At 59.4% G+C, this 24,950-nt stretch carries 21 protein-coding genes; 17 read left to right on the top strand and 4 right to left on the bottom strand.

Translation table 11 applies throughout. From position 1 onward, the window contains the following. The first annotated feature begins 25 nt into the window (after nt 1-25). The 7 genes from BS627_RS14570 to BS627_RS14540 all read left to right on the top strand — a co-directional run bounded on the left by BS627_RS14570 (nt 26) and on the right by BS627_RS14540 (nt 8,455). Nucleotides 26-1,591, top strand: a complete 1,566-nt coding sequence (locus BS627_RS14570) for an ABC transporter substrate-binding protein (RefSeq protein ID WP_077983903.1) — start codon at nt 26-28, stop codon at nt 1,589-1,591. 242 nt (nt 1,592-1,833) lie between these two features. Beyond that, nucleotides 1,834-2,802, top strand: a complete 969-nt coding sequence (locus BS627_RS14565; RefSeq protein WP_077983902.1) for an ABC transporter permease — start codon at nt 1,834-1,836, stop codon at nt 2,800-2,802. Between the two features lie 18 nt (nt 2,803-2,820). Next, nucleotides 2,821-3,768: an ABC transporter permease gene (locus BS627_RS14560; RefSeq protein ID WP_077983901.1), complete on the top strand. Its 948-nt coding sequence runs from the start codon at nt 2,821-2,823 to the stop codon at nt 3,766-3,768. 5 nt (nt 3,769-3,773) lie between these two features. Then, entirely contained in the window at nt 3,774-4,967 is a 1,194-nt protein-coding gene (locus BS627_RS14555; protein ID WP_077983900.1) for an amidohydrolase family protein, read from the top strand. Next, nucleotides 4,967-6,460 (top strand): amidohydrolase family protein, encoded by a 1,494-nt coding sequence (locus tag BS627_RS14550; protein ID WP_077983899.1) that lies wholly within the window; start codon nt 4,967-4,969, stop codon nt 6,458-6,460. The genes BS627_RS14555 and BS627_RS14550 overlap by 1 nt, the downstream gene beginning before the upstream one ends. Beyond that, nucleotides 6,453-7,436, top strand: a complete 984-nt coding sequence (locus tag BS627_RS14545; protein ID WP_089153255.1) for an ABC transporter ATP-binding protein — start codon at nt 6,453-6,455, stop codon at nt 7,434-7,436. Before BS627_RS14550 ends, BS627_RS14545 begins: the two co-directional genes overlap by 8 nt. Beyond that, nucleotides 7,433-8,455, top strand: coding sequence for an ABC transporter ATP-binding protein (locus BS627_RS14540; protein ID WP_077983898.1), 1,023 nt, complete (start codon nt 7,433-7,435; stop codon nt 8,453-8,455). Before BS627_RS14545 ends, BS627_RS14540 begins: the two co-directional genes overlap by 4 nt. Before the next feature lie 8 nt (nt 8,456-8,463). Here BS627_RS14540 and BS627_RS14535 read toward each other — a convergent pair whose 3' ends face one another. Further along, nucleotides 8,464-9,141: a GntR family transcriptional regulator gene (locus BS627_RS14535; RefSeq protein ID WP_044458905.1), complete on the bottom strand. Its 678-nt coding sequence runs from the start codon at nt 9,139-9,141 to the stop codon at nt 8,464-8,466. A 129-nt stretch (nt 9,142-9,270) separates the two neighbouring features. On the opposite strand from BS627_RS14535, the gene BS627_RS14530 reads away from it, so the two are divergent. The 8 genes from BS627_RS14530 (at nt 9,271) to BS627_RS14495 (ending at nt 18,888) form a co-directional block, all read left to right on the top strand. Then, nucleotides 9,271-9,900, top strand: coding sequence for a flavin reductase family protein (locus BS627_RS14530; RefSeq protein ID WP_077983968.1), 630 nt, complete (start codon nt 9,271-9,273; stop codon nt 9,898-9,900). 21 nt (nt 9,901-9,921) lie between these two features. Continuing rightward, nucleotides 9,922-10,644, top strand: coding sequence for an aspartate/glutamate racemase family protein (locus tag BS627_RS14525; RefSeq protein ID WP_077983967.1), 723 nt, complete (start codon nt 9,922-9,924; stop codon nt 10,642-10,644). Nucleotides 10,645-10,744: 100 nt separating this feature from the next. Next, nucleotides 10,745-11,680, top strand: coding sequence for a LysR family transcriptional regulator (locus tag BS627_RS14520; RefSeq protein ID WP_077983897.1), 936 nt, complete (start codon nt 10,745-10,747; stop codon nt 11,678-11,680). 104 nt (nt 11,681-11,784) lie between these two features. Then, nucleotides 11,785-12,264 (top strand): formate dehydrogenase subunit gamma, encoded by a 480-nt coding sequence (locus BS627_RS14515; protein ID WP_077983896.1) that lies wholly within the window; start codon nt 11,785-11,787, stop codon nt 12,262-12,264. Continuing rightward, on the top strand, nt 12,261-13,817 hold the full coding sequence (locus BS627_RS14510; RefSeq protein WP_077983895.1) for a formate dehydrogenase beta subunit: 1,557 nt from the start codon (nt 12,261-12,263) through the stop codon (nt 13,815-13,817). Before BS627_RS14515 ends, BS627_RS14510 begins: the two co-directional genes overlap by 4 nt. A gap of 4 nt (nt 13,818-13,821) precedes the next feature. After that, nucleotides 13,822-16,704: a formate dehydrogenase subunit alpha gene (gene fdhF, locus BS627_RS14505; RefSeq protein ID WP_077983894.1), complete on the top strand. Its 2,883-nt coding sequence runs from the start codon at nt 13,822-13,824 to the stop codon at nt 16,702-16,704. A 71-nt stretch (nt 16,705-16,775) separates the two neighbouring features. Further along, entirely contained in the window at nt 16,776-17,120 is a 345-nt protein-coding gene (locus tag BS627_RS14500; RefSeq protein ID WP_077983893.1) for a formate dehydrogenase subunit delta, read from the top strand. Nucleotides 17,121-17,235: 115 nt separating this feature from the next. Next, a complete protein-coding gene (locus tag BS627_RS14495; RefSeq protein ID WP_077983892.1) occupies nt 17,236-18,888 on the top strand; it encodes an OFA family MFS transporter in 1,653 nt (550 codons plus the stop codon). A 116-nt stretch (nt 18,889-19,004) separates the two neighbouring features. On the opposite strand, the gene BS627_RS14490 is transcribed toward BS627_RS14495, so the two are convergent. The 3 genes from BS627_RS14490 to BS627_RS14480 are packed head-to-tail and all read right to left on the bottom strand — an operon-like array spanning nt 19,005 to nt 21,592. Beyond that, nucleotides 19,005-19,901, bottom strand: a complete 897-nt coding sequence (locus BS627_RS14490) for a dihydrodipicolinate synthase family protein (protein WP_077983891.1) — start codon at nt 19,899-19,901, stop codon at nt 19,005-19,007. A gap of 31 nt (nt 19,902-19,932) precedes the next feature. Next, the gene (locus BS627_RS14485; RefSeq protein WP_077983890.1) at nt 19,933-20,814 is read right to left on the bottom strand and encodes an SMP-30/gluconolactonase/LRE family protein; all 882 of its coding nucleotides are present in this window, start codon (nt 20,812-20,814) and stop codon (nt 19,933-19,935) included. A gap of 58 nt (nt 20,815-20,872) precedes the next feature. After that, entirely contained in the window at nt 20,873-21,592 is a 720-nt protein-coding gene (locus BS627_RS14480; RefSeq protein ID WP_077983889.1) for a FadR/GntR family transcriptional regulator, read from the bottom strand. A gap of 300 nt (nt 21,593-21,892) precedes the next feature. Between BS627_RS14480 and BS627_RS14475 the strand changes: the two genes are divergently transcribed. Continuing rightward, nucleotides 21,893-23,842 (top strand): ABC transporter substrate-binding protein, encoded by a 1,950-nt coding sequence (locus BS627_RS14475; RefSeq protein WP_077983888.1) that lies wholly within the window; start codon nt 21,893-21,895, stop codon nt 23,840-23,842. Between the two features lie 121 nt (nt 23,843-23,963). Continuing rightward, nucleotides 23,964-24,950 (top strand): ABC transporter permease, encoded by a 987-nt coding sequence (locus tag BS627_RS14470; RefSeq protein WP_077983887.1) that lies wholly within the window; start codon nt 23,964-23,966, stop codon nt 24,948-24,950.

Raw genomic sequence — 24,950 nt, 5'->3', positions numbered from 1 at the left:
ACGATTTATAAAAAGGGGGGATCAAATGTCCCGTATCAGAAGTTTCGTCCTGGCGGCTATGGCTGCCGCCGCCATTGCCGTTCCCGCCAATGCCGAGACCCTTCGCTGGGCCGGTCGCGCCGATCTTTATTCGCTAGACCCATATTCGGTCCCGTCTACGTCCAACCTTGCTTTTCTGAATCATATTTATGAGGGTCTCGTTCGTTACGGGCCGGACTTCAAGATCGAGCCGGCGCTTGCCACCGAATGGAAGCTGATTGATGGAAAGACCTGGCGCTTTACCCTGCGCAAGGGTGTGAAATTCCATGACGGCGCAGACTTCACCGCTGATGATGTCGTCGCATCCTTTACCCGCGCTTCGGACGCGACCTCGCCGCTGCGGGGTAATATCCCGATTTATGCTGGCGTCAAAAAGGTTGACGATTTTACGGTTGACCTCGATGTCAATGCGCCCACCTCGCTCTTCCTGAACGATATCACCAACATCTTCATCTTCAATGCCAAGTGGTTGAAGGATAACAATAGCGAGAAGCCCACCGACTTCGCGTCGAAGGTCGATGGCTACACCACCATGCACACCAACGGTACCGGCCCGTTCAAGCTCGAAAGCCGCGTTCCCGATAGCAAGACTGTTCTCGTTGCGAATGAAGGCTGGTGGGACCAGAAAAAGCACAATCTCGACCGCATCGAATTTGTGCCGATCGCATCGGCGGCAACCCGCGTCGCGGCACTGCTGTCAGGTGAAATCGACCTGATCGATTCCGCCCCGATCCAGGATTTGCCGCGCCTCGAATCCTCGCCCGATATCACGGTCAAGAAGCGCACCGAGCTTCGCACGCTTTTCATCGGCTTCAACCGCCGCGAAAAACTGGAAAACGGCAAGCCGAACCCCTTCAATGATTTGCGTGTCCGCCAGGCCTTCGAAGCCTCCATCGATCGTGACCTCATTAACAAGAAAGTCATGCGTGGTCTCGCAAGACCGTCTGGCTCGCTGATCGCACCGGAGATTGCGGGCTATGCCAAGTCGCTCGACACGTTCGAGCCGGCCGATCCGGCCAAGGCGCAGAAGCTGCTTGCCGATGCGGGCATGAAGAACCTTGCTTTCACCTATACCTGCATGAATGATGAGAGCGTCAACGAAGAGGATATCTGCTCGGGCGTTGCGAATATGTTGAAGCGCGGCGGTTTCCAGCCGACCATCGATATCGCGCCACGTTCGGTGCAGTCACCCAAGCGCAATGGCGGCAAGGCTGACGTCTTCAACCTCAGCTGGGCGAACGAGCCGACGCTTGATGCCTTCTCCATGCTGTCGCAGATCCTCTCCACCCGCAAGGGTGCGATGGGCGTCTCCAATTACGGCGGCTGGTCCAATCCCGAGATCGACAAGCTTGTTGCGCAGGCGGCGCAGGAGCAGGACAATACGAAGCGTCTGGCGCTCGAAGAAGCCGCGCTGAAGATCGCCAAGGACGAGACCATGCTCGTGCCGTTGCATCAGCAGCCGATTGCCTGGGCGATGCTGGCCAAGGTCAAAAGTGTCGACTTCCGCGCCGACAACAAGCCACGCCATTGGCTGACTCAGCTCGACAAATAAGACGGAGAGCAAGCGAGGCGCCGGTCACTGGACCAAGCGCCTTGCCTGTTTCAGCAGACATTCGAGTACGCGCCAGTTCATTCGACTGGGTGTGAAGCCGAACGAAACCGTGTCAAAAATTGTCGACAAAGTTGCACCGTGGTCGTGGTTCTTGCACGCCGCGTAACCTTTGCCCCATCTCAGGAAGAGAATAATCGAACCTGAATGCCCGCCTGGCTCAGGCTCGTGTCCGAGAGGTAACAATGCTGGTTTTCATTATCAAGCGTTTGGGAAATGCCGTGCTGGTCATGCTTTCCGTTGCGCTTATCGCCTTTATGATCTTTCGGCTGGCGGGAGATCCTGTCGAGCTGATGGTTGGCGAACAGACCTCGCAGGAGGATCGCGCCGCTCTACGTGAGAGGCTCGGCCTCAATGACAGCCTGCCGACCCAATATCTGCGATTTGTCAAAGATGCGGCGGAGGGCAATTTCGGTGTTTCCTACCGCAACGGCCAGCAGGTGCTGCCGCTGATCGCCGAAAGGTTTCCCGCAACGCTCGAACTGGTGCTGGTTGCCACCATCATATCGCTTGTCGTCGGCCTGCCTCTCGGCGTTCTGACGGCAATCCGGCGCGGGAAATGGTATACGGAGGGCCTGCAATTCCTGTCGATTGTCGGCGTCTCCCTGCCAAGCTTCGTTGTCGGCATCCTTCTCATTCTGGTATTTTCGGTGTCGCTAGGCTGGGCGCCTGCATTTGGTCGCGGCGATGTCGTCCAGCTCGGGTGGTGGTCGACGGGGCTTTTGACGTCTTCCGGACGAGCGGCCCTCATTCTCCCTGCCATTGCACTTTCTCTCTACCAGATCACGCTCGTCATGCGTCTGGTGCGGGCGGAAATGCTTGAAGTCTTGCGCTCCGATTTCGTGAAATTCGCGCGAGCGCGCGGCATACCGCGTTGGCGGATCTATTTCCGCCATGCGCTGCGCAACTGTCTCATGCCTGTTGTGACGCTGACGACGATGAATGTCGGCTCGCTCATCGCCTTCGCACTCATCACGGAAACCGTGTTTCAGTGGCCGGGCATGGGCATGCTGTTTATTCAGGCTGTCACCTTTCTCGATATTCCCGTCATGGCGGCCTATCTCTGCATCATCTCCTTCATCTTCGTTGTCCTCAACACGTTCGTCGATATCGCCTATGCGGTCATCGATCCGCGTCTGCGCACCGCGCGCTAACCGAAGGGAGCCGGTTTCATGACAGACCTTTCGCAAACGGAAAAACCCGCCCGTCGGTCGCTTTTCAGCCGCATGCGTGACAGCGACCTCTACTGGTCCTTTAGCCGCAGCAAATCGGCGAAGATCAGCGCGCTCATCCTTGCGATATTGATCCTTGCCGCCATCTTCGCGCCGTGGATTGCGCCCCAGAACCCATATGACGGCGCATCGCTCGACATGTGGAAGGCCGAGCTGCCGCCGATCTGGCAGGAAGGCGGCGAATGGCCGTTCTTGCTTGGAACGGATACGCAGGGACGCGACATGCTGTCCGCCATTCTCTATGGCACGCGCATCTCCATCGTCATCGGTGTTGCCTCCGTGGTGCTCTCGCTCATCATCGGCATGACGGCGGGTCTGGTGGCGGGTTATTTCGGCGGTTTTACCGATGGTTTGCTGATGCGCATCGGGGATATCACGCTCTCCATCCCGACCCTTCTCGTCGCCATCCTCGTGTCGACCGTCGTGCGGCAGATGCTGCCGGACAGTCTGCGTGAAGTCGGTGCATCCGCCGTGCTCATTCTCGCCATCGCGCTTTCCGCCTGGGTGCAATATGCGCGAACGGTGCGCGCTCAAGCCATTGTGGAAACCGGCAAGGACTATGTTCAGGCCGCCAAGCTGATCGGCGTGCCCGCCCGTCGCATCATGGCGGCACATATCCTGCCCAATACGCTGACGCCGATCATGGTCGCCGCGACGCTTAATTTCGGCATGGCCATCCTCACGGAAGCGACACTGTCCTTCCTTGGCATCGGCATGCCGCCGAGCCAGCCGTCGCTCGGCACATTGATCCGCATCGGCAACCAGTTCCTGTTTTCCGGCTCCTGGTGGATTGTGCTGTTTCCGGTCTTCCAACTCTGCCTGCTCGTCGTCACCGTCAACCTTCTGGGTGACTGGCTGCGCGACGCGCTCAATCCGAAACTGAGGTGAGTTCCATGCACGATCTTCTTTTGCGCAACGTACGGCCCATGGCGGGCGAAGCCTGCGATATTTTGATCAGGGACGGCAAGATTTCAGGTTTCGGAACTTTTGAAGCCGAACCCGAAATGCCGGTCGAGGATGGTAAGGGAGCAATCGCCATCCCCGGTCTCATCGATGCCCATACGCATCTGGATAAGACCACGTGGGGCATGCCCTGGCACGTCAACAATCGTGCCGCCATCCTTCGCGAGCGGATCGATTTCGAGCGGGAGAACCGCGTTCAGATCGGCATCGATCCGCATCGCCAGTCCATGCGCCATGCCATCGGGCTCGCAGCCAATGGCGGCACCCATATTCGCAGCCATGTCGATATCGACCCCACCCACGGGCTAAAGCTGGTCGAGGGCATCTGGGAAACCCGGGAAAAGCTTGATGGTATCATCGATATCGAGATCGTCGCCTTCCCGCAATCCGGTGTCATGGTCATGCCCGGCACGGTGGAGCTTCTCGATGAAGCCTTGAAGCAGGGCTGCGAAGTGCTTGGCGGCATTGACCCTTGCGGCATCGACCGCGATCCGAAGGGCCAACTGGACATTCTTTTCCAACTGGCAACAAAACACGGCGTCCCGATCGATATCCACCTGCATGAAGCCGCCGACCTCGGCGCCTTCACCATGGAGCTTATTTTCGAGCGCATCCGGGCAAACGGCATGCAGGGCAATGTCGCCATCAGCCATGCCTTTGCACTCGGCATGAATGACTATCTGCGCGTCGGCAGGCTGATCGACGAGATCGCGCGGCTCGACGTTGCCATCCTGACCACGGGTGCGCCATCGGCAAGCGTGCCGTCGATCATGCGCCTCAAGGAAGCGGGTGTGCGTGTTGGTGGCGGCTGTGACGGTATCCGCGATACATGGGGTCCGTGGGGACAGCCGGACATGCTGGATCGCGCCAAGATCATCGGCATGAAAAACGGACTGCGCTCGGATATCGAACTAGCCCACGTGCTGCACGTCGTTTCCAAGGGCGGCGCCGATGTAATGGGTCTCGAAGACTATGGCATGGAGATCGGATGTCATGCCGACTTCACCCTCTTGACCGGGGAAACACTGGCGCAAGCCGTTGTCGATATCGCGCCGCGGCCGCTGGTCGTCAAAGGCGGCCGTGTCACTGCGAGAAACGGCAAAGCCATCGTGGAGGCGCCGTGATGAGCGATGTTCTTAACTCGTTGCAACTCGGCGAAAGGCCGGAAGGACGGACGTTGCTGACAGCCAGCTGGGTTGTCGGACACAAGGATGGATCGCACCGCCTTCTCAAAAACGGCGAGGTTGTCTTCGAAAATGGTGAAATCGTCTTTGTCGGGCATGAATTTCCCGGAGAGGTCGCCCGGCGTATCGATTTCGGAAATGCTCTCGTCAGCCCCGGCCTGATCGATCTCGATGCGCTTTCCGATCTCGATACGACGATCCTCGGCATCGATCATCATCCGGGCTGGGCGAAGGGCCGTGTCTGGCCGCGCTCCTATGTCGAGGCCGGTCCTTACGAGATGTACTCGCAGGAAGAACTCGCCTTCCAGAAGCGTTTCGCGTTTGGACAACTGCTTCTCAACGGCATCACCACCGTAGCGCCAATTGCATCGCTGTTTTATCGCGCGTGGGGGGAGACTGTAACTGAGTTCGAGGCCGCGGCCGATGCTGCTGGTGAACTTGGCCTTCGCGTTTATCTCAGCCCGGCCTTCCGCTCCGGCGGCATGGTGCTCGAAGAGCCGGGCCGCATGGTGCCGGTCTTTGATGAGGAGCGCGGTTTTCAGGGTCTCGCCGACGCGGTCGATTTCATTGAAAAGCAGAGTGGGCGGCATGGCGATCTGGTGCGCGGCATGCTCGCACCGGATCGGGTCGAAACCTCCACTCTGGGCCTGATCGAGCGTACAGACGCTGCCGCGCGCGAACTCGGCTGCAAGTTCCGTCTCCATATGGCGCAGGGCATCATGGAGGTCGAAACGGTCCGCAAGCTTCACGGCTCGACCGCACCCGTCTGGCTCGCCAAAGCCGGGCTTCTCAGCGAAAGGTTGATCGCGCCGCACGCCACCAATGCGACGGAAGAAGACCTGGCGCTTTATGCGGAGAACGGCGTGTCGATCGTCCACTGTCCGCTGGTATCGAGCCGCGGCGGCAGCACGCTCTCGTCCTTCTCTTCCTGCCGCAAACGCGGCATCAACATTGCGATGGGAACGGATACGGCGCCGGCGGACATGTTGATGAACCTGCTCGTTGGTCTGATCACCTGTCGTATCAATGACGGCGTTCCAGACCAGATCCACTGTGCCGATCTTTTCGATGCGGCGACACTTGGCGGCGCGCGCGCGCTTGGACGATCTGACCTTGGCCATCTTTCGCCGGGTGCAAGGGCAGACATTGCCGTATTCGACCTCGACGATATCGTCATGGCGCCGAGCATCGATCCCATCACCACGCTGGTGACCGGCGGCTCTGGCAAGGTCACGCGGGCCGTTTTTGTCGATGGCCGTCTTTCCATGCGTGAGAGACAGGTCGCTCATATCGACATGCGGTGTGCCCGCGAACAGGCGCAGGCGCAGTTTGATCGTCTGATTGCCAAATATCCCGAACGGAGCTGGGCAAATCCGCCTGTCTCCGAAATTTTCCCTCCGAGCTATCCGGTGGAGGTCGCACAACATGGTTGAAATGAACCAATCGGTCATCGATGTCCGCAATCTCAAGGTCGAGTTTCCCGGTCGGCGCGGCACCGTTACTGCGCTTTCCGATATCAGCCTTTCGATCAGGCCCGGCGAAGTTCTGGGTGTCGTCGGTGAATCCGGTGCCGGGAAATCGATGACGGGTCTCGCCATACAAGGCCTGCTCGAAAAACCCGGCCACATTGCCGGCGGTGAGATATGGCTCGGGTCGCGCCGTATCGATCAGCTGGATGACCGGGCGATGGAAAGCATTCGCGGTCGGGAGATCGGAGCGATCTTTCAGGACCCGCTGACCTCGCTCAATCCACTGTTTACGGTCGGTGCACAGCTTGTCGAAACGATCCGACAGCATCTGCCACTGTCGAAAGCGGATGCACGCGCTCGGGCCGTTCAACTGCTGAAAGATGTCGGCATTCCATCACCTGCGGATCGTGTCGATCATTATCCGCACCAGTTTTCCGGTGGCATGCGCCAGCGAGTCGTTATTGCGCTGGCGCTCGCCGCTTCACCGAAACTCATCATTGCCGATGAGCCGACGACGGCGCTCGATGTCTCGATCCAGGCGCAGATCATTTCGCTGCTGCGGCGACTGTGCAAAGAAAAGCAGACCGCGGTCATGCTCGTCACCCACGATATGGGTGTGATTGCCGAGGCTGCCGACCGCGTGGCGGTGCTTTATGCCGGCCGGCTGATAGAGGTGGGACCGGTTGAACAGGTGCTGCACGAACCGCGCCACCCCTATACGCAGGGCCTGATGGCCTCCATTCCGTCGCTTGGCGCTAGGGTAGAGCGGCTCAACCAGATTGACGGGGCGATGCCGCGTCTCGATGCGATCCCGCCGGGATGTGCGTTTAATCCTCGCTGTGGTTTTGCCGGGCCGCGCTGTCTGCGGGAACGGCCTGAACTCGAAACAGTCGGCAACGGCGCCAGTGCATGCTGGCTAAACGCAGGAGGCACAGCATGACACAATCCGCAGCTCAAAAAGCAGCACTCAGCAAGCCGGCTTTGACGGTGAAGGGCCTGACGAAAACCTTCGATGTTTCGGCCCCGCTTCTCAATCGCATCATCGAGCGCAAACCCCGGCAGTTCGTCCAGGCCGTCAACGATATCGATTTCGCCGTTCCGGCCGGTGGCTGTCTCAGCATCGTCGGTGAAAGCGGCTGCGGCAAATCGACAGTCGCCCGTCTGATAACAGGGCTTTTCCGGCCAAGCGCCGGTGAGTTTCAATTTGCGGCGGGCGGCAGGGGCAGCCCCCTGTCGGCGCAGATGATCTTTCAGGATCCCTATGCCTCGCTAAATCCACGTTGGCGCGTGAAGAACATCATCGCAGAGCCAATCCGCGAGCTGAAGCTGCGCGCGACAAAGGCCCAAACGATGGAGCGCGTGGAAGAGCTTCTCAAAACCGTGGGGCTGTCGGCCTCGGACGGCGAAAAGTTTCCGCATGAATTTTCCGGCGGCCAGCGCCAGCGTATCTCCATTGCCCGCGCATTGGCCAGCGAACCGGAATTCCTCGTCTGTGACGAGCCGACATCGGCGCTCGACGTTTCGGTGCAAGCGCAAGTGCTGAACCTCATGCGCCGCTTGCAGGATGAACTCGGCCTTACCTATCTCTTCATCAGCCACGACATGAGTGTTGTTCGTCACATGTCAGACCGTATCGCCGTTATGTATCTCGGGCGGATTGTGGAGGAGGGGGATACGGAAGAGCTTTTCGCCAATCCGCGCCATCCCTATACGCGGCTGCTTCTCCAGACGATCCCCAATATCAAGACGCCGCAGCGGGATCGGGAGATTGTGGCAGGCGAAGTACCGAGTCCTCTAAAGCCACCTTCGGGTTGCGCTTTTCACCCCCGTTGCCCGCTGGCGACGGCGCAATGTTCTGCAGAGGTGCCAAAAGTGAAAAACCTCGCCAACGGCACGCGGGTCGCCTGTCATCTGGTCGAAGATGATGTGGAGTGGACGGGCCAGCGACAGCGCGCCTGAGAGGGGGATCAGCCGAGTGCTGCGCGCAGGTCGTGGGAAAGGTCGCGGATTTCGCTGAGATCGAGTTCCGCTTCCACATGCTCAAGGTGGTGGGTCATCAGGTGGATGGCCCGCGACGGATCGTTGTTGGCGATCGCATCGACGATTTCCGCATGTTCGTCCGGGCCGCAGTTGAAGCGATCCGTGTTACGGTAGACGGCGGTTATCAGCGACGAGCGGGAGATGAGGTCGCGCATGGTGGTAAAGAGGAAATCGGAACCGAGCGTTTCCGCAAGCAGCAGGTGGAAACCGCCGGAAAGCTTGATGATGTCGGTCGTGACGTTTTTGGTATTGGCCACGCGCTCTTTCGCCACATGGTCGCGCAGTTTTTTGAGATCGGTTTTGGTAGCGGATTTGCACAGTCTTTCGACGACGCATTGCTCGACGGTACGGCGCACAAAGAATACGTCGCGGGCTTCCTCGACCGATGGTTTGGATACAAATGCGCCGCGATTGGGAACAATCGTCACCAGCCCGTCACGCTCAAGAACGGACAAGGCCTGGCGGATTCTTGCACGACTGACGCCGAAGATTGTCGCCAGTTGCTCTTCCTTCAACTGCACGCCCGGACGCAGCCGGCGTTCGGCAATCGAAAGCCATACTTTCTCGACAATCTGCTGCGTGGACGGGCCGGCCTGCTCGCTCATTCGACATACTCCCCAATCGCGGTAGAGAAGCGCGATGTGAATGAAAAAGTCAACTGTATCAACGGGATTTTGGTTGCAACATTGTCAACAATATGAAAGATAATTGTCGACTAAATTAGGATGCCGATCATGGAATTCGATTTCAGCGCGCTTGAGCCCCAGAGCCGCTACCGCCTTTTGACGAATTTTATCGGTCCGCGACCGATCGCGCTTGTGACGACCCGTTCGCAAGCGGGCCATAACAATGCAGCGCCGATGAGCTTCTTCAACGTCTTTTCTCATGATCCGCCCATCGTCGTCCTCGGCATTCAGCCGAAGGTCAGCGGGGAGGAAAAGGACACGATGGCGAATATTCGCCGCACCGGCGAGTTCGTCGTCAATATGGTGGACATGGCGCTGTCTGAACAGATGCTGATCTGTGGTCTCGGCTTTGACAATGAAGTTGACGAGATGTCGATGGCAAAGCTCACGCCCGCGCCATGCACCAAGATCGACGTAAGTTATGCTGCGCAATCGCCCTGCGCTTTCGAGTGCCGGGTGGAGCGACTGATCGATTACCCCCGCCGAACGCTGGTGTTGGGCGAAGTGGTGCATATGCATGTCCATAACGAGTGCCTCGATGAAGAGGGGCGTTATGTCGATCCCGATCGCTACCAGCCGATCGCCCGGCTTCACGCCGACAACTACATCACCTCGGACCGCCAGTTCGTTTTAAAGGCGCCACCTATCACCGATTTCACCGCGCCTGACGGCAAGTGACAGCTTTTCAGGATGTGTGCGATGCATATTCGTTTGATCAATCCCAATTCCACCGCTTCCATGACCGCGCAGGCACTCGATAGCGCGCTGCGGGTCAAGCAGAAGGAAACCCACGTCTCCGCGGCAAATCCGGTCGACACCCCCGTCAGCATTGAAGGGCAGGCGGATGAGGCCATGGCCGTTCCGGGGCTTCTGGCGGAAATCCGCAAAGGAGAGGGGCAGAATGTGGACGCCTACGTGATCGCCTGTTTCGACGATCCGGGACTTCACGCCGCGCGCGAAGTGGCGCGGGGGCCGGTTATCGGCATCTGCCAGGCGGCGGTTCAGGTGGCGATGACGATCAGCCGCCGTTTCTCGATCATCACCACGCTTCCTCGGTCCATTCCGATCATCGAAGATCTGGTGGAGGATTATGGCGCTCAAAGGCATTGCCGAAATGTTCGCGCGATCGACCTGCCGGTTCTTGGTCTTGAGGAGGATCCGGAGGTCGCGGAAGCACTGCTCCGCCGCGAAATCGAGGCTGCCAAGCGTGAGAATGCGGCGGAGGCTATTATCCTTGGCTGCGCCGGCATGTCATCTCTCTGCGACCGCCTGCGGGAGGCCACCGGTGTGCCCGTCATCGATGGTGTCACGGCTGCGATCAAGCTTGCCGAAGCTCTGGTGGGCGCGGGTTACAACACCTCGAAGGTCAACGCCTACGATTATCCGCGCTTGAAGGGGCCGGCGCTCGTCGCCTGCGCTTAGCCGCAAGGAAAATGCCTGCAGCTATTTGCGGGCGCCGCCGCCGCGTTCTAGTGTTCTTCCGCGTGCACCGGTCTAAGGATTGCGCGCCGGGGGAGAGCATATGATCGACAAGCTGGAATTTTTCATTGCATTGGCGCGGGCAGAACATTTCGGCCGGGCGGCGGAGGAATGTGGTGTCTCCCAGCCCAGCCTGTCGGCGGCAATCCGGCAATTGGAGGATCAGCTGGGTGTCGTTCTCGTCGTGCGTTCGGCGCGGTACCAGGGGCTGACCCCGGAAGGCCAGCGTGTGCTCGAATGGGCGCGTCGCATCGTTGGCGATGCGCGCACCATGCGCGAGGAAATGCGCGCTGCCCGCAAGGGTCTTGCCGGACACATTCGCCTTGCCGTCATTCCGACTGCGCTGGCGATGGTACCGCGATTGACGGAATCTTTTCAGGCGCGCCATCCCGATGTGACGTTTTCGGTGACTTCACGAACCTCGTTGCAGGTCTTGAGCCAGATCGAAAACCTCGAGATCGATGCCGGAATCAGTTACCTCGACAACGAACCACTCGGGCGTGTGACGACTGTGCCGCTTTATTCGGAGCGATATCACCTCATTGCCGCGGCCGGAACGCCGCTCGCTGATCAGGAAAGCGTTACCTGGAAGCAAGTTTCCGGTCTTAGGTTATGCCTATTAACCCCGGACATGCAGAACCGGCGCATCATCAACAGGCACATGGCCGAAGCTGGAGTGGAGGCCAAACCGACACTTGAATCCAACTCCATGATCGTGCTGTTTTCCCATATCCGCACCGGACAATGGGCTTCAATAATGCCGCGTAACCTAGCTGAATCGTTCGGTTTTCCAAAGCAGATCAGGATTATCCCGATCACCGATCCTGACCCGGAACATCTCGTCGGCCTGATTGCCACACACCGGGAACCGCACACGCCTCTAGTTTCGGCGCTTCTGCATGAGGCGCGTCTCAGAGCCGCAGAAAAATCATTTGATAGGAATTTCCTATCACACGACGGAAACGACTTATTGACCTGACGAGCCGCACTTCGCCATTCTCAATGACATGAGGGGCGTGGCGATGAGCTTGATGCAAGTTTTGGTTGCCATTCCTGCCCCTGTCGGTTTGGGAGGACTGGCTTATGAATATCAGAGCGGTTGCCGCAGATGAGGCGGCCCGTATTTCCGCTGTCATTGGCGAACTTCTTCATCTGGAAGGGCCTCTGCTGCCCATCCTGCACGCCGTGCAGGATGAATTCGGCTATATCCCGGAAAGCGCCAAGCAGATCATCGCATCCGCGCTGAATATCTCGCGCGCCGAGGTCCATGGCGTCGTCACCTTCTATCCCGATTTTCGTGATCATCCCCACGGGCGTCATGTCCTGAAGCTCTGTCGCGCCGAGGCTTGCCAGTCGATGGGTGGCGAGCCTCTTTCAGAAACCGTCAAGAACCGCCTCGGTCTCGACTGGCATGAAACGTCAGCCGATGGTTCCGTGACGCTGGAGCCGGTCTTTTGTCTCGGGCTTTGCGCGCAGGCGCCAGCGCTGATGCTGGATGGCGAAGTCCATGCCCGTCTTGATGAGGACTGTCTTAGCGACATTCTGACGGAGGCGCGCCGATGAGTGTCACCGTCTTTGTTCCCGGCGATTCTGCCGCCCTTGCCGTTGGTGCAAACCGCGTCGCCGATGCCATCGCCCGCGAGGCCGCTGGCCGCAACCTTGACGTCCGGATTGTCCGCAACGGCTCGCGCGGCATGCTCTGGCTTGAAGTGCTGGTGGAAGTGCGCACCGAGCATGGCCGTATCGCCTATGGTCCCGTCAAGGCAAGCGATGTGGCCTCGCTTTTTGATGCCAATTTCCTGACCGGCGGCGAGCATCGCCTCTGTCTCGGGCCGACGAAGGACATTCCCTTCCTGAAAGGCCAGACGCGTCTCACATTTGCCCGGTGCGGCGTGACCGATCCATTGTCTCTGGAGGATTATCGGGCCTATCACGGCATGAAGGGCCTTGAAAAAGCTGTTGGGATGGCGCCGTCCGATATCGTTGCCGAGGTGACCCAGAGTGGCCTGCGTGGACGTGGCGGGGCTGGTTTCCCGACGGGTATCAAATGGAAGACCGTCGCTGATGCGGTGGCCGACCAGAAATATATCGTGTGCAATGCGGATGAGGGCGACAGCGGCACCTTCGCCGACCGTATGATCATGGAGGGCGACCCCTTTGTGCTGATCGAAGGCATGGCCATTGCCGGCCTCGCCGTCGGTGCGACCAAGGGGTTCATCTATACTCGCTCGGAATATCCCTACGCGATCAAGGTCATGGAAAAGGCAATCGAGATCGCAAGGCGTGAGGGTATTCTTGGGCCTTCCGTCCTCGGCTCCGGTCGCGCGTTCGACATGGAAGTGCGCATGGGCGCCGGTGCCTATGTGTGCGGCGAGGAAACGTCGCTGCTCAACAGCCTTGAAGGCAAACGAGGCACGGTGCGCGCCAAGCCGCCGCTGCCCGCGCTTCAGGGCCTGTTCGGCAAGCCGACCGTCGTCAACAATGTCATCTCGCTTGCATCCATTCCCGTCATTATGGATCGTGGCGCAGCGTTTTATCGCGATTTCGGTGTCGGCCGTTCGCATGGCACCATCCCGATCCAGCTTGCCGGAAACATCAAACATGGCGGGCTTTACGAGACCGCCTTCGGCCTGCCACTCGGACAATTCGTCAATGATATCGGCGGCGGCACGATCACTGGCCGTCCGGTCAAGGCGGTGCAGGTGGGCGGTCCGCTCGGGGCCTATTTCCCGGTTTCGCTGTTCGACACGATCTTCGACTACGAGGCGTTCACGGCCGCTGGTGGCCTCATCGGCCATGCGGGCATCGTTGTCTTCGATGACACGGCAGACATGCTGCATCAGGCGCGGTTTGCACTGGAATTCTGCGCGGTCGAAAGCTGCGGCAAGTGCACGCCCTGTCGCATCGGCTCGACGCGTGGCGTCGAGACGGTGGACAAGATCGCGCTCGGCATCGAGCGGGAGAAAAACACGGCATTGCTGGAAGACCTCTGTGAAACCATGAAATTCGGTTCGCTCTGTGCGCTTGGGGGTTTCACGCCCTATCCAGTGATGAGCGCACTGAGGCATTTCCCGGATGATTTTGCCCCCACCCCACATGTTGAAGCGGCGGAGTAAGACCATGGCCCTTGTGACAGAATTCGACTATGGAACCCCCAAGTCCCTCGCCACTGACATGGTGACGCTCACCATCGATGGACGTCAGGTGACTGTTCCCGCGGGAACGTCGATCATGCGCGCCTCGCGCGAAGCAGGTATCGATGTGCCGAAACTCTGCGCCACCGACATGGTGGACGCCTTCGGCTCCTGCCGCCTCTGTCTTATCGAGGTGGAGGGCCGCAACGGCACCCCCGCCTCCTGCACCACGCCGGTTGCTGCCGGTCTTGTCGTGCATACCCAGACGGAGCGGCTGAAGCAGATACGCAAGGGTGTGATGGAGCTTTATATCTCCGACCACCCGCTCGATTGTCTGACCTGCGCCGCCAATGGCGATTGTGAGCTACAGGATATGGCGGGCGCCGTTGGCCTGCGCGATGTGCGTTACGGTTACGAAGGCGACAACCACGTCAAGGCCCGCACCGGGGAGGGCGAACTCAATGCCCGCTGGATGCCGAAGGATGAAAGCAACCCCTATTTCACCTATGATCCTTCCAAATGCATCGTCTGCTCCCGCTGCGTACGCGCCTGCGAGGAAGTGCAGGGCACTTTTGCACTAACGATCGAAGGGCGCGGTTTCGAAAGCCGTGTATCGCCCGGTGCGCATGAGGCGTTCCTCGATTCCGACTGTGTTTCCTGCGGCGCCTGCGTGCAGGCCTGCCCGACGGCGACGCTGACGGAGAAATCGGTGATCGAGATTGGCCAGCCGGAACATTCGCTGGTCACGACTTGCGCCTATTGCGGCGTCGGCTGCTCCTTCAAGGCGGAAATGCGCGGTGAGGAACTGGTGCGGATGGTGCCTTGGAAGGACGGGCAGGCCAATCGCGGCCATTCCTGCGTCAAGGGCCGCTTTGCTTATGGTTATGCCACCCACAGGGACCGCATTCTCAACCCGATGATCCGCGAAAAGATCAGCGACCCGTGGCGGGAAGTGACCTGGGAGGAAGCCTTCTCCCATGTCGCGTCGGAGTTCCGGCGTATTCAGGGCCAATATGGCCGGGAATCCATCGGCGGTATCACCTCGTCCCGCTGCACGAACGAAGAAACCTTCCTCGTCCAGAAACTTATCCGCGCCGGTTTCGGCAACAATAATGTCGATACCTGCGCCCGCGTCTGCCATTCGCCGACAGGTTATGGCCTCGGCCAGGCCTTTGGCACCTCCGCCGGCACACAGAATTTCGACAGTGTCGAGCAATCCGATGTGGTGCTGGTAATCGGCGCAAACCCGACCGACGGCCACCCCGTTTTCGGTTCGCGATTGAAGAAGCGGCTGCGTCAGGGTGCAAAACTGATCGTCATCGATCCGCGCCGTATTGATCTTGTGCGCACACCGCATGTGGAGGCCGCTTTCCATCTGCCGCTGCTGCCGGGTACCAACGTTGCGGTGCTGACGGCGCTGGCGCATGTCATCGTCACGGAAGGCCTGTTCAACGAAGCCTTCATCCGCGAACGCTGCGACTGGTCGGAATTTGAGGATTGGGCGGCGTTCGTTGCAGAACCCCAGCATAGCCCGGAAGAGACGGAACGTTACACGGGCGTTCCTGCAGAAGATCTGCGTGGTGCTGCCCGGCTTTATGCCAAAGGCGGCAACGGCGCGATCTATTACGGCCTCGGGGTCACCGAGCACAGCCAGGGTTCGACGACCGTCATGGCGATCGCCAATCTCGCCATGGTCACGGGCAACATTGGTCGTCCCGGTGTAGGCGTCAATCCTTTGCGCGGCCAGAACAATGTTCAGGGCTCCTGCGACATGGGGTCTTTCCCTCACGAGCTTCCGGGCTATCGGCATATTTCCGACGACGCCACGCGCGACATCTTCGAAAAACTCTGGGGCGTGAAGCTCAACAACGAACCGGGGCTGCGTATTCCCAACATGCTCGATGCGGCCGTGGATGGCAGCTTCAAGGGCATCTATATTCAGGGCGAGGATATTCTCCAGTCCGATCCGGATACGAAGCATGTTTCGGCCGGTCTCGCCGCGATGGAATGTGTCGTGGTGCACGATCTCTTCCTGAACGAGACGGCGAACTACGCCCATGTCTTCTTGCCGGGTTCGACCTTCCTCGAAAAGGACGGCACCTTCACCAATGCCGAGCGCCGCATCAACCGCGTTCGCAAGGTCATGTCGCCGAAAAACGGTTATGCCGACTGGGAAGTGACGCAGAAGCTGGCACAGGCCATGGGACTTGCGTGGAATTACATGCATCCGTCCGAGATCATGGACGAGATCGCGGCGACGACACCGAGCTTTGCCGGTGTTTCCTATGACTATCTGGAAGAAAAGGGCTCGGTGCAGTGGCCCTGCAATGAGAAATTCCCGGATGGTTCGCCAATCATGCATGTGGACGGTTTCGTGCGCGGCAAGGGCAAGTTCATCCGCACCGAATATGTGGCGACGGACGAACGCACCGGTCCGCGTTTCCCGCTGCTTCTCACCACCGGCCGCATCCTGTCGCAATACAATGTCGGCGCGCAGACGCGGCGCACCGAAAACGTCGTCTGGCATGAGGAGGATCGTCTTGAAATCCACCCGCACGATGCCGAACAGCGCGGCGTAAAGGACGGCGACTGGATCAAGCTTGCCAGCCGGTCAGGAGACACGACGCTGCGAGCGCTGATTACCGACCGTGTGGCGCCGGGCGTGGTCTATACGACCTTCCACCATCCCGGCACGCAGGCGAATGTCATTACGACTGACTTCTCCGACTGGGCGACCAACTGCCCCGAATACAAGGTGACCGCCGTGCAGGTATCGCCGTCCAACGGTCCGACGGAATGGCAGGAGGAATATGATGCGCTTGGTCGCCGTTCGCGGCGGATCAGCGGCAAGCTCGAAGCGGCGGAATAAGGAGGGCCGGGTGCGCCCGGCCTTGTCACACAAAGAGGCGTCGGCCGGCAGCCGACGCGGGGGAAGAGGTCATGTTGCTCAACCACACCGATGAAAAGCTGGTGAGAATGGCGAACCAGATCGCGACGTTCTTTCTGTCGCAGCCGGAAGATATTCGCATCGAGGGTGTCGCCACCCACATCAACAAGTTCTGGGAACCGCGCATGCGACGCCGGTTCTTCGAGATGGCGGATGCCGGGGCAGGTGATTTTCTGCCGCTTGTGCTTGCCGCGTCGAAGGAGATCAAGCGGCCCGACGATCCGGCGCCCGATGCTGTGGGGCTCGGCGACGATGCCAAGGGTGCGCCGGGTGGCAAAGGACCGGTTGCGGGAGAGTCCCTTTCAGAGCCGAGCGTCCCGGAAAGCACACAGGCTTGAGCGGCGTGACCGCATAATCACACTTTCGACCGGACGGGGGACGTTCGGCGATATCGGTGTTCGCCTGGCGGGGCGAACGTGACATGTCCAGACATCCACGAGGGAGGTAATGTCAATGGCAGTAGCAGGTGCAACAGCGGGAGAAGCGGCGCAAGCCGGCTTTTTGGACCGCGAACGAATAATCGCAAGACCGGGTTTCAATCGCTGGCTGGTGCCTCCGGCTGCCCTTGCCATCCATCTATGCATCGGCATGGCCTATGGTTTCAGCGTGTTCTGGCTGCCGCTGTCCAAGGCGCTGCCGGTCACGGACCCCAGTTGCTCCAGCCTCACCCTGCTGGGTGCGCTGTTCACCACTGAGTGCAACTGGCGCGTGGCCGATCTCGGCTGGATCTATACGCTTTTCTTCGTTCTTCTGGGCTGCTCGGCGGCCATCTGGGGCGGCTGGCTGGAAAGAGTGGGGCCGCGCAAGGCCGGCTTCGTTTCCGCCTGCTGCTGGTGCGGCGGTATTCTGGTGGCGGCAGTCGGCGTCATCACGCACCAACTCTGGCTGATGTGGCTGGGCGCTGGCGTCATTGGCGGCATCGGGCTCGGCCTTGGCTATATTTCGCCGGTGTCGACGCTGATCAAATGGTTCCCGGACCGTCGTGGCATGGCGACGGGCATGGCTATCATGGGATTCGGCGGTGGTGCGATGATTGGTGCGCCGCTCGCCAATCTCCTGATGAACAACTTCAAGACGGATGTCTCTGTCGGCGTCTGGCAGACTTTCGTCGTCATGGCGCTGATCTATTTCGCCTTCATGATGGCGGGCGCCTTCGGTTACCGCATTCCGCCATCGGGCTGGCGTCCCGAAGGTTGGACGGCGCCGGCTGCCAAAAGCGCCATGATAACCCATCGTCATGTACATCTGCGCGATGCGCACAAGACGCCGCAGTTCTGGCTCATCTGGGCGGTGTTGTGCCTGAATGTTTCGGCGGGTATCGGCGTCATCGGTATGGCCTCGCCCATGCTGCAGGAAATCTTCGCTGGCTCGCTGATCGGCTTGCCGGGCGTGGGCTTTGCAGATCTCGATGCCGGACAGAAGGCGCAGATCGCGGCGATTGCTGCCGGTTTCACCGGGCTTCTTTCGCTCTTCAACATTGGTGGCCGCTTCTTCTGGGCGTCGATGTCTGACAAGATCGGCCGCAAGAACACTTATTTCTGCTTCTTTATTCTCGGCATCATTCTTTATGCGCTGGCGCCGACGCTTGCGACGATGGGCAACAAGGCGCTGTTCGTTCTGGCCTTTGGTATCATCCTGTCCATGTATGGCGGCGGTTTCGCCACCATCCCGGCCTATCTCGCGGATATTTTCGGCACGCAGTTCGTCGGCGCAATCCATGGCCGCCTGCTGACGGCGTGGGCGACTGCTGGCATTGCCGGTCCGGTCGTCGTCAACTACATCCGAGAGGCACAGATTGCGGCGGGTGTGGCGCCAGGACCCGCGCTCTACACCAGCACCATGTACATTCTGGCAGGCATGCTGGCGATCGGCCTTGTGGCCAATGCCTTCGTGCGGCCGCTCTCGGACAAGTGGTTCATGCCGGATGCGGAAGTTGCAGCCCTGCAGGCAAAGACCGCTGCCGCCAATGCCGGCCCGACAGGCTCCTTCGGCATCGGACGGGGCGGATTGGACACCAAGGCGGCGCTTGCCTGGGTCGCCGTCGGTATTCCGCTTCTGTGGGGTGTGTGGGTTACCGTGAAAAGCAGCCTTGCCCTGTTCGGCTGACGTCCATCGGCCTCGGTCGTGCAGGATTGATGCACGGCCGAAAAACATATGCCGGCTCATGGCCGGCATATAAACTGATAAAAGCGAAAACGTGCAGCTTGCCGGCAAGGCTTCCATCAACGCCAGCTGGCAAGCAGTCCTTCAAGCGTTGCACGATCTTCCTTGTCCAGACGGGCAAGCCCAGGCGCGCGAACGGGGCCAACTTCGAACCCCAGGATTTCCATGGCTTCCTTCACCACGGTCACGTTTGCGCCGTTGCGGTATCGTGTCCGTAGCCGTTCGAACAGCTCGATCTTTTCAATGATCTTCCGTGCCGCCGGGAAATCGCCGGCCGTCAGGGCGTCATGAACCTGCAGGGAAAATTGCGGTGCGACATTGACGAGACCGGAGGTGAAGCCGCGTGCGCCAGCCGCCGAAAAGGCCGGCGCCCAGCTTTCAGCCAGTCCGCAGACGTATAGAGCGCCGTTCGGATCGGAAGCGGCAATCGCGCGCGACAGAAGCATGATGTCAGTCGTCGCAAACTTTATACCTGCGACATTCGGGTGGCCGGAAAGCCTTACCATGTCATTGACCGAGAAGCCGTCCGCCCGGACATACGCGACCAGCGGTAATTCGCTGCCCTCCGCAAGGCCGATAAAATAGTCGATCTGCGATTGCGGGGCTGCAAAAGGGTCGACCGGCTGATGCGACATGACGGCGGATGCGCCCATTTCTTTTGCCTGACGCGCCATGGAAAGCGCCTCGCGCTGCGAGCGTCCAATAGCCGCCGTGACCGGGGCTTTGCCGCTGACGCCATTTATCGCAGCCTCATAAACCTTCAGAATTTCTGCGGGCGTCAAGGCGTAGAATTCGCCGGTATTGCCTGCCGCGACGATATTGTGGATGCCTGCCTTTGCGACGCGGGCGTAAACCGCGGCGGTAACGCCGGTCTCCACTTCGCCGCCTGCATCGTAAGCTGTTACCGGAACGCCGGAGATGCCCTGCAGGGCCTGGCGAAAATCGAATGTCGTCATCAACTGGGTTCCTTAAGATCAAAAGTCATCTTCAGATGGAAAATTTGTGAACAGGCGCGCCGGAGACCGGGGCGTCGAATGCGACGAGCGTTCCAGCGGTGGTTATTCCGCCCGTCTCGGTCACGAGACTTGTGACGTAGATCGTCTTGAGGTCGGGACCACCGAAACACGGCATGGTCGGCCCCTTGAACGGCAGCCTGTAGACCTCGAGCAATTCGCCGTCCGGCGAAAAGCGGTTGAGGCGCCCCGCCTGAACGCCGGCGCTCCAGTAACAGCCTTCGCAATCGGTCGCTGCACCATCCGGCCTGCCTTCATCCGGCGCGAAATCGTGGAGCCGTTCCGCTGGGCCGATCCTGCCGGTCGCGGCGTCGAAATCGAATGCCTGATACATGAGGCCGCTGCTGTCGGAATGATACATGCGTGTGCCGTCCGGGCTCCAGGCAAGCCCGTTCGATGTGAACATATCGCCATCGATGACGCGTTCGATGCCGCCATCCGGGGCGACGCGATAGAGGCGTGCATTGCCTGTCTGTATCGCGGCCTCGTCGCGGGTCCCCACCCAGAAATGGCCGTCCGGACCAACCTTTCCGTCGTTGAGGCGGCTGTCAGGCCGCCCGTCGTCCGGGTCGCAGAGAAGATCGAGCTTGCCGCTCGCGGGATCGAGAAGATGCACGCCGGTCTTGAGGCCCGCCACGATCAAGCCATTGTCGCAGAGGCCGAGACAGCCGACCTGGGCGGGCATATCGTATCGGTCGAGTTTTCCGTCGGGGAAGAGACGGAAAATGGCGGGTGCGAGAATATCGACAAACCACAGATCGCCGGTTCGCTCATCCCAGGCCGGCGATTCGCCAACCTTCAACGGGGTATCGATCAGGGAACGAAGCTTCGGTTCAACGATATGCGGCTGGCTCACTGGTTCCTCTCCCTCATCCGCGCTTTATGATTCTATTTTCGACATTGCAGGGTGCGGCCTAACTGCCGACGCCCTGAAACATGCGGGCGCGCGCCTTCAATATGTGGTCTTTCATCGCGTCATGCGCGGCCTGCTCGCGCCGCGCAAAAATCGCCTCCACAATCGCTGTGTGCTCGTCCTGTACCTCGCGCACATGCTGCGGGGTCCGCTTGAGGCTGAGGCTGCGTGTCACCGACTGGCCGATGGCGAAATGAGGCTTGAACCAGATCCGCACCGTAATGTGGAACTGGTTATGGCTCGCTTTCGCAATTGCTTCGTGCAGGGCGAAGTCTTCCTCCGCGCCGAGATCGTTGCGCTCGAGACATTGTTCCAGCGCGGCAATCGCCTGCTCTATGCGGACCTTGTCCGTTGCCTGCCAATTGCGGGCCGCAAGCTCAGCCGCGGAAGCCTCCAATCCGGCCCTGAACTCAAAAAAACGCTGCACATCTGCCAGCGAGCCGACCGGCACCTGCTGCAAGACAGAAGAGTCCGGCTGCTGGCGTACATAGGAGCCGGATCCCTTTTGCGAAACGATAAGCCCGTCGTTCCGAAGCCGCTCCAGCGCTTCCCGCACAACCGGTCGCGACGCGCCAAACAGCGATGCCAGATTCTGTTCCGACGGCAACCGCTCGTTCACGGGAAACCGCCCGTCCGAAATCATGCCCACGATTTTTTCGTAGATGATGTCGCTCAGCCGAGTTTCGCCTCGAGCGGCGGCAGATGCAGTGTGATTGTCCATCAGCAGCCCTTCCGTTGCAAATCGCTGAAGTTAATGGGTTTCCTGCATTTCAATCGCAACAGAAATACCGGGTTTTTGTGAGCGAGGGGGCTGTCCTGACCGATTTTTCTTCAAGCCTGATCCTGTAAACCGGTCTACAAATAAAAAAGATGTAAAAATCTGTCAATACTTGTAATCATCTGAAAACGCCCATATGGTCTGCCCCTGCCGATGGAGGATCGGCGTGCTGGCTGGCCGGGAGGGCCGTCGCGGTTCGGTGAAAACCGTCTCGCTGCCGGTGATTTTTTGGGAGGATTGTCGATGCGCGATGGCGATACATTTTCACTGGGCGTAACGCGCCGAACCTTTTTGGCGGGTGTTGGCGGCGTGGCCGCGCTCTCCGTCATGGGGACCTCGGCGCGGGCTGCTGCCGGCAAGCAGGCGCCGGAACTAGAGGCGCTGGTAAAGGACGGCAAATTGCCGCCTTTGGCCGAACGTCTGCCGAAAAATCCGATGGTGGTGACGCCGCACGAGAAAATCGGCGCCTATGGCGGCACATTGCGTCGTGGCCTGCGCGGTTCATCGGACCATAACGGCATCCTGCGCATGGTCGGCAATCAGGGCCTTGTCCGCTGGAACATGGATTTTACCGAGGTTCTGCCGAACCTTGCGGTGAAATGGGAAGTCAACGACGATGCCTCGCAATTCACCTTCCATTTGCTGGAGGGCGCAAAATGGTCGGATGGCCACCCCTTCACAGCCGATGACGTGGTGTTCGCCATCGAGGACTGCATCAAGAACAAGGAGCTTTACAGCGCCACGCCGGCGCAGCTTTCCGTGGCCGGCAAGGCGGTCGATGTCGAAAAAGTCGATGATTTCACGGTAAAGTTCAAATTCGCAGCGCCGAATGCACTATATCTCGAAAATCTCGCCACGCCGCTCGGCCAGCATCCGACGCTGTTTCCCAAGCACTATTGCAGCAAGTTCCTGCCGAAATACAATACGTCGCTCGATGCCGATGTGAAGGCGGCGGGTGTCTCGAGCTGGACGGAACTGTTCCGGGCCAAATGCGGCGATATCGAAATTCCCTCCCGCTGGTCGAATGTCGACAAGCCGACGCTCGATCCATGGGTGGTGAAGGAGCCCTATTCCGGCGGTGCGACACGGGTGGTCATGACCCGCAACCCTTACTTCTGGCAGGTCGATACCGAAGGCAATCAGTTGCCCTATATCGATGAAATCAATTTCGGCATTTCGCAGGATGTCGAATCGCTGATGCTGAACGTGATTTCCGGCAAGATTGACATTCAGGAGCGCCATATCAGCGTTCTTGCCAACAAGCCGACCCTGTCACAGAACATGAAAAAAGGTGATTACCGGCTGCTGACCCTGGTGCCGTCTGCCGCGCAGCAGTGCCAGATCTATCTCAACATCACCCACAAAGACCCGGCAATGCGCAAGATGTTTGCCGACAAATCGTTCCGTCAGGCATTGTCCATCGCGCTCAACCGGCAAGAAATCATCGACATCGTCTATTTCGGCCAGAGCGAGGGTTATCAGGCCGGGCCGCGCCCGACACATCCCTGGTACAATGAAAAGCTGGCGCGACAATTCACCGAATATGATGCGGACAAGGCGAACGAGCTTCTCGACAAGGCCGGTTATGACAAGAAGAACGGCAACGGCATGCGGTTGCGACCTGACGGCCAGCCGATCTTCTTCTCGATCGATGTCATCCCGACGCTTTATCCCGATCTGGTCGATGCGCTGGAACTGGTGAAGGCGCAATGGGCGCAGATCGGCGTCGACATCAAGGTCAACACCATCGAACGTGCGCTCTATTATACACGCGGTGATGACAACGCCCATGATGCCGCCGTCTGGCCCGGCCCCGGAGGTCTCGATCCGATGCTTGATCCGCGCGATTTCTTCGCTTTCCATCCGCAGGGGTCGCGTTACGCAATCCCGTGGGCGCTCTGGTACACGTCGAATGGCCAGAAGGGCGAAGAGCCGCCGGAAAGCCAGAAGAAGCGCTTCAAGCTTTTCGACGAGGCCCGCTCGACGGCCGACCTTGCCAAACGCGGTCAGAAGATGAAGGAAATCTTCGATATCGCGGCGGAAGAGTTCGAGACGATCGGCCTCTGCCTTGCCGTTGGTGGTTTCGGCATCATCCGCAATAATCTGCGCAATGTGCCGGAAACGGAACCCGACAGCTGGAGCTGGCCCAATCCCGGCCCGGCGCTGCCGCAACAGTTCACCTTCACAAGCTGATACCGCCACATGGGCGTCGCTGCCGTAACGCGGCGACGCCTCTCAGGTTGTTTCGACCACGCGCATACCGTTTCCTTAGTGAAAGGCGGTGCGTATGGCACAATGTGATTGCGAGAGCGATATGCTGCTTTTTATCGTAAAACGCCTGCTGTGGATGATACCGTCCCTGTTTGCCGTCAGTTTCCTTGCCTTTGTCCTGATCCAGCTGCCGCCCGGCGACTATGTGACGACCTATATCGCCACACTGGCCGCCTCCAACGAGGTCATCGACCACAACACGGCGGCGCAGCTTCGCGAGCGCTTCGGCCTCGACGACCCGATGATCGTGCAATATCTCAAATGGATATGGGGCATCATCAGCCGCGGCGATTTCGGTATTTCGTTCGAGTGGCAGCAGCCGGTTTCGGGCCTTATCTGGGAACGCATGGCGCTTACGCTGGTTCTTGCCATCGCAAGCCTTCTTGCAACCTGGGCCATCGCGCTTCCGATCGGCGTCTTTTCCGCCGTGCGCAAATATTCGATTGGCGATTATCTCTTCACTGCCTTTTCTTTCTTCGGCCTCTCCATACCCTCGTTCCTGCTGGCGCTGGTGCTGATGTATGTGGCTGCGGTGGAGTTCGGGGCCGATGTCGGCGGGCTGTTTTCAGCCGAATATGAGACTGCCTCATGGAGCATCGCCAAGATGATAGACCTCATGGCCCATATCTGGCTGCCGGTCGCCATTCTTGCCGTGTCTTCCACCGCAAGCCTCATCCGCGTCATGCGCGCCAATATGCTGGATGAATTGCCCAAGCCATATGTCACCACCGCGCGGGCAAAAGGCTTGTCCGAGTTCAAACTGCTGACGAAATATCCGCTCAGAATTGCGCTTAACCCGTTCATTTCCACCATCGCATGGCTGTTGCCCAATCTTATTTCGGGCTCCGTCGTTGTCGCCATCGTGCTCAATCTGCCGACGGCCGCGCCGCTGCTTCTGCAGTCGCTGATGGCGCAGGACATGTATCTCGCGGGCGCTTTCGTGCTGTTGATCTGTGCGCTGACGCTGATCGGATCGCTGATCAGCGACATCCTGCTTGCGCTGGTCGATCCGCGCATCCGGCTCGAATAG

This window comes from Agrobacterium salinitolerans, assembly GCF_002008225.1.
Classification (GTDB): Bacteria; Pseudomonadota; Alphaproteobacteria; order Rhizobiales; family Rhizobiaceae; genus Agrobacterium; species Agrobacterium salinitolerans.
The sequence above is the reverse complement of the archived record's forward strand: the minus strand, read 5'-3'. Positions and strand labels throughout refer to the sequence as shown.

Coding starts and splice junctions, on each gene's coding strand:
- BS627_RS14555 (WP_077983900.1), top strand. CDS start 3,774: ATGCACGATCTTCTTTTGCGCAACGTACGGCCCATGGCGGGCGAAGCC.
- BS627_RS14480 (WP_077983889.1), bottom strand. CDS start 21,592: ATGGACAATCACACTGCATCTGCCGCCGCTCGAGGCGAAACTCGGCTG.
- BS627_RS14500 (WP_077983893.1), top strand. CDS start 16,776: ATGTTGCTCAACCACACCGATGAAAAGCTGGTGAGAATGGCGAACCAG.
- BS627_RS14490 (WP_077983891.1), bottom strand. CDS start 19,901: ATGACGACATTCGATTTTCGCCAGGCCCTGCAGGGCATCTCCGGCGTT.
- BS627_RS14515 (WP_077983896.1), top strand. CDS start 11,785: ATGAATATCAGAGCGGTTGCCGCAGATGAGGCGGCCCGTATTTCCGCT.
- BS627_RS14520 (WP_077983897.1), top strand. CDS start 10,745: ATGATCGACAAGCTGGAATTTTTCATTGCATTGGCGCGGGCAGAACAT.
- BS627_RS14510 (WP_077983895.1), top strand. CDS start 12,261: ATGAGTGTCACCGTCTTTGTTCCCGGCGATTCTGCCGCCCTTGCCGTT.
- BS627_RS14545 (WP_089153255.1), top strand. CDS start 6,453: ATGGTTGAAATGAACCAATCGGTCATCGATGTCCGCAATCTCAAGGTC.
- BS627_RS14475 (WP_077983888.1), top strand. CDS start 21,893: ATGCGCGATGGCGATACATTTTCACTGGGCGTAACGCGCCGAACCTTT.
- BS627_RS14565 (WP_077983902.1), top strand. CDS start 1,834: ATGCTGGTTTTCATTATCAAGCGTTTGGGAAATGCCGTGCTGGTCATG.
- BS627_RS14530 (WP_077983968.1), top strand. CDS start 9,271: ATGGAATTCGATTTCAGCGCGCTTGAGCCCCAGAGCCGCTACCGCCTT.
- BS627_RS14570 (WP_077983903.1), top strand. CDS start 26: ATGTCCCGTATCAGAAGTTTCGTCCTGGCGGCTATGGCTGCCGCCGCC.
- BS627_RS14535 (WP_044458905.1), bottom strand. CDS start 9,141: ATGAGCGAGCAGGCCGGCCCGTCCACGCAGCAGATTGTCGAGAAAGTA.
- BS627_RS14525 (WP_077983967.1), top strand. CDS start 9,922: ATGCATATTCGTTTGATCAATCCCAATTCCACCGCTTCCATGACCGCG.
- fdhF (WP_077983894.1), top strand. CDS start 13,822: ATGGCCCTTGTGACAGAATTCGACTATGGAACCCCCAAGTCCCTCGCC.
- BS627_RS14470 (WP_077983887.1), top strand. CDS start 23,964: ATGCTGCTTTTTATCGTAAAACGCCTGCTGTGGATGATACCGTCCCTG.
- BS627_RS14495 (WP_077983892.1), top strand. CDS start 17,236: ATGGCAGTAGCAGGTGCAACAGCGGGAGAAGCGGCGCAAGCCGGCTTT.
- BS627_RS14560 (WP_077983901.1), top strand. CDS start 2,821: ATGACAGACCTTTCGCAAACGGAAAAACCCGCCCGTCGGTCGCTTTTC.
- BS627_RS14550 (WP_077983899.1), top strand. CDS start 4,967: ATGAGCGATGTTCTTAACTCGTTGCAACTCGGCGAAAGGCCGGAAGGA.
- BS627_RS14540 (WP_077983898.1), top strand. CDS start 7,433: ATGACACAATCCGCAGCTCAAAAAGCAGCACTCAGCAAGCCGGCTTTG.